The sequence below is a fragment of the bacterium genome, from assembly GCA_035703895.1.
GTDB lineage: Bacteria > Sysuimicrobiota > Sysuimicrobiia > Sysuimicrobiales > Segetimicrobiaceae > Segetimicrobium.
This window is the reverse complement of the sequence record DASSXJ010000069.1, coordinates 1-6,322: the sequence shown is the minus strand read 5'-3', so window position 1 is coordinate 6,322 and position 6,322 is coordinate 1. Positions and strand designations below refer to the sequence as shown.

Here is a 6,322-nt window from a genome sequence, read left to right as displayed (position 1 = left end):
ATGCTGGCGGCGCTCGGGATCATGAGCCTGACGTGGATGATCGTCATCGCCGTCCTCGTCATTGTCCAAAAGTTCGTGCCCGTGCGGGCCGCCATCGATGTACCGATTGCACTCGCCATGATCGGATTTGGCATCCTAATCGTTACCGCGCCCGCGGCGGTTCCCGGACTCGCGCCCTCGATGTAGGACGTCACCGGTGTATCGCTGCGATCGACGCCGGCTGTTAACATCGCGGGGAATTGCGACCGAGAAAAGGGAGTTCGTTCAGTGAGTATGCCTGCCACCGACATGCCGGATCCCGCGACGCACCTGTCATGTGCCAAGAGGGGTGACCGGGATGCGTTTCAGCGCCTCGCCGAACCTTATCGGCCGGAGCTACAACTCCACTGCTATCGCATGCTCGGGTCGCTCCAGGATGCTGAGGATCTTGTCCAGGAGACGTTCCTGCGGGCTTGGCGCGGTCTTGCCGGCTTCGAAGAACGCAGTTCGTTCCGGACCTGGCTCTACCGGATCGCTACGAACGCCTGCCTGAATGCGCTCGCCGGCCGCGCGCGCCGTGTGCTGCCGGAGATCCAGGGGCCGCCGTCAGACCAGCCCCTCGACCGGATGCTTGAGCGCGGACCGGCCACCGACATTCCATGGCTCCAACCCTACCCAGAGGCGGCCTTGGAGGGCGTCGCCGACCCCGCGCCGGGCCCGGAAGCGCGCTACACAATGCATGAGGCCGTGCAGCTCGCGTTCGTCGCCGCCATCCAGTACCTCCCGCCTCGGCAACGTGCCGTCCTGCTGTTGCACGACGTGTTGGGCTGGTCGGCGGCGGAGAGCGCCCGGCTGCTCGATGCGTCGGTCGCCGCCGTCAACAGCGCCCTCCAGCGAGCCCGCGCGACCATTGGAAAACACCTGCCGGAGGGCCAGCCTAAGCCGCAACCGGCGTCGGACGATCGGCAACGCGCGCTTCTGGATCGCTACCTCCGCGCGTGGGAGAGTGCCGACGTCGACGGCTTCGTCGCGCTGCTCAGAGAGGATGCGACGGTGAGCATGCCGCCTTGGCGCGAGTGGTACCGTGGTCGAGAATCCCTTCGGAGATTCTTCGACTGGGCGTGGAGACCCGGTGGGCACGGGCCATTCCGTCTGATCCGCATCGGCGCCAACGGACAGCCCGCGTTCGCATTTTATTGCCGAGCCGACGTCGAGACCGAGTGGCGGGCTCACTCAATCCACGTGCTGTCGGTACAGGATGACTCGATCGCCACGCTGACCTTCTTCCTCAGCCCGCAGCTCTTTGTTGCGTTCGGCCTGCCCCTTGTCCTTCCGGCAGAAGGCGACACGGCGCCGCCGGCGCCCTGGCCGTGACCTCTGCACCAGATGCGCTCCTTCGTGGCCGGGACGACCGGTCCGCAAGAGCGTTGCTGCGCTGGCAGTTCCAGCGTATGCACGAACTCCTCGAGGCGGCCATTGAGCGGCTCCCCACCGAGACTGTCCACCAGCATCCACCCGGCACCGCCGCGCGGGCCGCGGCCTGTTACGCACAAGTCGTGGTGTGTGAGGACCTGGCCGTCAACGGCGTGCTCGGGAGGGGGGACTCCGCTCGCGCTGTCGACCTGGGTCGGCCGGACCGGCCTCAGCGAGACGCCGCCGCTTATCGGGACGGTGGACTGGAGCGCCTGGGCGCACCGGGTGCGGCTCGACCGGGCGCAGCTACGACCGTACGCCCGGGCGGTGCACGCCTCGACTGATGCCTACATCGCGGGCCTGCCGGACGATGCGTTCGACCCGGCATGCGGGGATAGACCAGCGTGCTTGCTCAGTGCACTCTTGCTCACCTTGTCGATGCGGACCGGCGAGATCGCCTGTATGCTGGCGCTCGAGCCCGGGTCGGCAACCAACGATGAGGGGGCTGCCGGCTGCGCACGCTGTGAGTGACCCAGTGGGGCTCCGGGCAACGAACGGACGTTGAGGAGTTTCCGGTCGGCCGCTGCGTCCTGGCAACGGCACCGAAGAGTTTCTGCCCGCTCCGGGGTCTGTGTAAGTAAGGACCAGGAACCGTATCAAAACTCATCGGTCCTTGGAATCCGTTGTCACGTTCCCGCATGCCGCGGTCTCATAGGTGTCACAGTGACCGCTCTGGAAAAGAGAACCACGATGAGGATCTTTCTCGCGGGCGCCACGGGCGCCATCGGCAAACGCCTCGTGCCACTCCTCGTGGCCGGCGGCCATCAGGTCGTGGCATCGACGCGCACGTCGAACAAGCTAGACGCGCTGCGAACGGCCGGCGCCGAGCCGGCCATCCTCGATGTCCTCGATCGCGACGCCGTCATGAAGACCGTGGCGGCGGCGAGGCCGGACGTCGTCATTCATCAAGTCACCGCGCTCGCAGGCGTGCACAGTTTCAAGAACTTCGACCGGGAATTTGCCCTCACCAACGCGCTCCGCACGGACGGCACAACCCACCTGCTCGCTGCGGCCCATGCCGCCGGCGCACGCCGGTTTATCGCGCAGAGTTACACCGGCTGGCCGAATATCCGCGAGGGAGGCCGCGTGAAGAGCGAGGACGACCCGCTCGATCCCCACCCGCCTCGGACGATGACGCAGACGCTCGACGCCATTCGCCAACTCGAGGCCGCGGTCTCGAGCCCGTCGGGCATCACGGGCATCGTCCTCCGCTACGGCAGCTTCTACGGACCGGGGACGTCACTCGGGATCGACGGCGAGATCACACAGATGGTGCGTCAGCGCAAATTCCCGATCGTCGGGGGCGGCACCGGCGTGTGGTCGTTCACGCACATCGACGATGCGGCCGGTGCGGCGCAACTCGTGGTCGAGGAGGGCGCGGGCGGAATCTACAATATCGTCGACGATGAGCCGGCGGAGGTGTCGGTGTGGCTGCCGGAATTGGCACGCGAGATCGGCGCCAGGCCACCCTATCGGGTGCCGGTCTGGCTCGTACGCCCGATGCTGGGAGAAGCCATGCTTGAGATCGTCACGAGCGCCCGCGGTTCTTCGAACGCAAAGGCCAAGCGCTTGCTCGGCTGGCAGCCCATCTACGCCAGTTGGCGTGACGGGTTTCGCCGGGGCCTGGGATCGCCCGAGCCCACCAGGACACGATGACAATTGCGGAGAAGGAACGGTCGGGTCCGACCAAATTTGACTCAGAGGGTACCCAATAGGGGGGTGGGGTCATGCGGCTTGAGGGAAGGTCTTATCGTCTGGTCCTCGCCGTATGTGTCGTGGTGGCCTTGGGTGTTTTTTCGACGTGGCCGGTCCTCTCGGCACCCAAGGCGGGCGGAACGGTTCGTATGAGCCTGGCCGACAGCGACGTCACGAGCTTCGATCCAATCGTGCCATTCGACAACATGTCGATCTGGACGATGGTGCACATGTACGACCAGCTGGTCATCCCGGGGAAGGACGGGGCCACTGTCGAGCCCGGCGCCGCGGACAGCTGGAAGGTCAGCCCCGACGGCAAGACCTGGGTGCTGCACATTCGGGACGGCGTGATGTTCTCCGATGGGACGCCGCTTTCCGCCGGTGACGCAGCCTACACCCTGGAACGAGCGGCGTCGAAGGACTCCAACTTCGAGGATAACTTTGCGCTGATCGACCATGCCACGGCCACGGATCCCCACACGCTCGTCGTCATGTTGAAGAAGCCGTCGGCATCTTTCCTGGCCTATGCCTCGCTGTACGCGGCATCCATCGCGCCGGAGAAGCTGATCAAGGCCCAGGGGAAGGCGCTCTGGGACCACCCGGTGGGGAGCGGGCCGTACGTCCTGACCGAGTGGGTGAAGAACGATCATCTCACGCTGCGGCGGAACGCCCGCTACTGGCACAAGCCGTACCCATATCTGGACGAGCTCCGATTCGACGTGCTGACCGACGACAACACGCGGATGCTCAAGTTTCGAAGCGGGGAGCTCGACATCGCGACGAACGTGCCTCCGAACCAGGTCGAGCAGCTCAAGTCGGTGAAAGGGGTCTCCGTCAAGATCTTCCCGCTGATGGGGTTCGACTATGTCTACGTCAATCATGCCCGCAAGCCGTTCAACGACGTCCGGGTCCGTCAGGCGCTGAACTTGGCCATCGACCGGCCCGCGATCTTGAAGGCGGTGTTGTTCGGCTACGGGACCCTGGCCGGCAGCATGCTGCCGCCGATGCTCTACTGGAACAACACGCTCAAACCGTACCCCTTGGACGTGGCCAAAGCCAAGGCGCTTTTGCAGGAGGCGGGGCTAGGGAGCGGCTTCTCCACGGAGATCCTGGTCAACGCGGGAAACAACCAGGCGAGCCAGATCGCCACGATCCTCAAGGACGAGTGGAAGGCGATTGGCGTTGATCTCAAGGTGACCGTCCTTGAACCCGCCACCACGCGGGCCCGTCGCAATAAGGGCGACTTCGACATGATCAAGGGCTATTACACGAGCGACGTGATCGACCCCGACGAGCTGGTGGCCTTCGGCATGGACTACGCCGGCGGGGCCGTCGCCAAGTGGATCAGCTTCAAGAACGACCGCATCACCCAGCTGGCGGCCGCGGCCGAGGCGGAGATGAACCCTGAGAAGCGGAAGGTGATGTATTTCGAGATCCAAAAGATCGCCAGCGATCAGTTCGCGGTGATCCCACTGTACTACGCCGGCAACCGCACCGCCATGTGGGACCGCGTCCACGATTTCATGCAGCTGCCCACGGGGAACTATCGCCTTTGGGAGGCGTGGGTCTCGAAGTAGAGGAGGCGCGGGGGGTCCGGCGAACGCCGGCGCCCTTACCTTGACCGATCGTGGGACGATACCTCGCGCGGCGGTTACTGCTCGTCCTGCCCGTCGCCCTTGGGATCACCATCGTCACGTTCTTCCTGCTCCGCCTGATCCCCGGCGACCCGGCCGTCATGATGCTCGACAATCGGGCGACGGCGGAGAACGTCGCCCGCCTGCGCCATCAGCTCGGTCTCGACCGGCCGTTGCTCCTGCAGTATCTGTTCTTCCTGCAGAACATCGTCACCGGGCGGTTGGGCGAGTCGCTCATCTACCGCACCCAGGTTATGCCGATCATCCTGGCGCGGTTGCCGATCACGCTCTTCCTGGCCGTGTACTCCACCATCCTCGCGGCGATCGTCTCGGTGCCCCTCGGCGCCTGGGCGGCGCTGCGGAAGGGGCGCTCCCCCGATCAAATGATCCGGTTGGGCGTGCTCTTCTCGCTGGCGACGCCAAACTACTGGGCGGCGATCGTCCTGCTCCTGGTCTTCAGCATCGAGCTGCGCTGGCTTCCCGTCGGGGGCTTCGGGACGACGTTCGGCGACCACCTCAGGCATCTCTTGTTGCCGGCCCTGACGATCGCGCTCTCCCTGGTCCCCATCCTGGTCCGCACATTGCGGCACAACATCCTCGAGGTGTTGCGCACAGAGTACGTCAGGACCGCCAGGGCCAAAGGGCTGCGGAGGGCCACCGTGTTCACCCGGCACGTGCTCAGGAACTCACTGATCTCGACGGTGTCCATCCTGGGCATCCATCTGGGTTTTCTCGTCGGCGGGGCGGTCGTCACCGAGACGGTGTACGCGATTCCTGGAACCGGATTCCTGCTCATCAAGTCCACGTTCGCCCGGGACTATCCGATGGTGCAGGGCCTGGTGCTGATGTTTGCCACCCTGGTTATCCTGGTGAACCTCCTCACCGATGTGACGTACGCTGCCCTCGACCCCCGGGTCACGTATGATTGATAGTGCTCAAGCGCCGGGCGTGGCACGGCCCGCGGGACGGCGGTTCCATGTCCGGCGCTTGCGGCTTTCGCCCCTGACTTGGATGGCGGTAGCGATGCTGAGCGCGGTGCTGTTCGCCGCGGCTTTCGCGCCGCTCCTGATCCGCTACGATCCCGTGAAGACCGACCTGATCAACAGCCTGCAGCTCCCGTCGGCCGCGCACCCGCTGGGGACAGACAACTTCGGCCGCGACATTCTCAGCCGGCTCCTCTATGCGGCCCGGGTGGATCTGCAGATCATGACCGTCCCCACCGCAGCCTCGTTCCTGATCGGGCTGGGGATCGGAGCGATCGCCGGGTACTACGGGGGTGCCGTAGACGGGATCCTGATGCGCATCGTGGACGTCTCGATGGCGTTCCCGTTCTACGTGCTGGTCATCGCAATCGTGGCGATGTTGGGGCCGGGCAGTCTGGTCAACGTGTACGTGGCGATGGTGGTCGCGGGATGGGTGGCATACGCGCGGGTCATCCGCGGCGAAATCCTGGCGGCCAAGACCCGCGAGTACATCCTAGGTGCACGCGCCCTCGGCGCCTCCGACGCGCGCGTGATCCGCCGCCACCTGTTGCCCAACGT

The 6,322-nt window shown here is 65.3% G+C and carries 7 protein-coding genes; all 7 read left to right on the top strand.

Annotated features, from left to right (window positions below; all coding sequences use genetic code 11):
- Positions 1 to 186: DUF2182 domain-containing protein (locus VFP86_05005; protein ID HET8998985.1), on the top strand; the 186-nt coding region annotated here is incomplete at its 5' end.
- Positions 187 to 273: 87 nt separating this feature from the next.
- The gene (locus tag VFP86_05000) at positions 274 to 1,353 is read left to right on the top strand and encodes a sigma-70 family RNA polymerase sigma factor (GenBank protein HET8998984.1); all 1,080 of its coding nucleotides are present in this window, start codon (positions 274 to 276) and stop codon (positions 1,351 to 1,353) included.
- Positions 1,354 to 1,542: 189 nt separating this feature from the next.
- The gene (locus VFP86_04995; protein ID HET8998983.1) at positions 1,543 to 1,923 is read left to right on the top strand and encodes a hypothetical protein; all 381 of its coding nucleotides are present in this window, start codon (positions 1,543 to 1,545) and stop codon (positions 1,921 to 1,923) included.
- Between the two features lie 219 nt (positions 1,924 to 2,142).
- Entirely contained in the window at positions 2,143 to 3,108 is a 966-nt protein-coding gene (locus VFP86_04990) for an NAD(P)-dependent oxidoreductase (protein ID HET8998982.1), read from the top strand.
- A gap of 188 nt (positions 3,109 to 3,296) precedes the next feature.
- Complete coding sequence (locus VFP86_04985; protein ID HET8998981.1) at positions 3,297 to 4,724, top strand: ABC transporter substrate-binding protein; 1,428 nt, start codon at positions 3,297 to 3,299, stop codon at positions 4,722 to 4,724.
- A 50-nt stretch (positions 4,725 to 4,774) separates the two neighbouring features.
- Entirely contained in the window at positions 4,775 to 5,710 is a 936-nt protein-coding gene (locus VFP86_04980) for an ABC transporter permease (protein HET8998980.1), read from the top strand.
- Positions 5,711 to 5,804: 94 nt separating this feature from the next.
- Positions 5,805 to 6,322 (top strand): ABC transporter permease (locus VFP86_04975; GenBank protein HET8998979.1); only part of this gene is annotated, 518 nt, incomplete at its 3' end.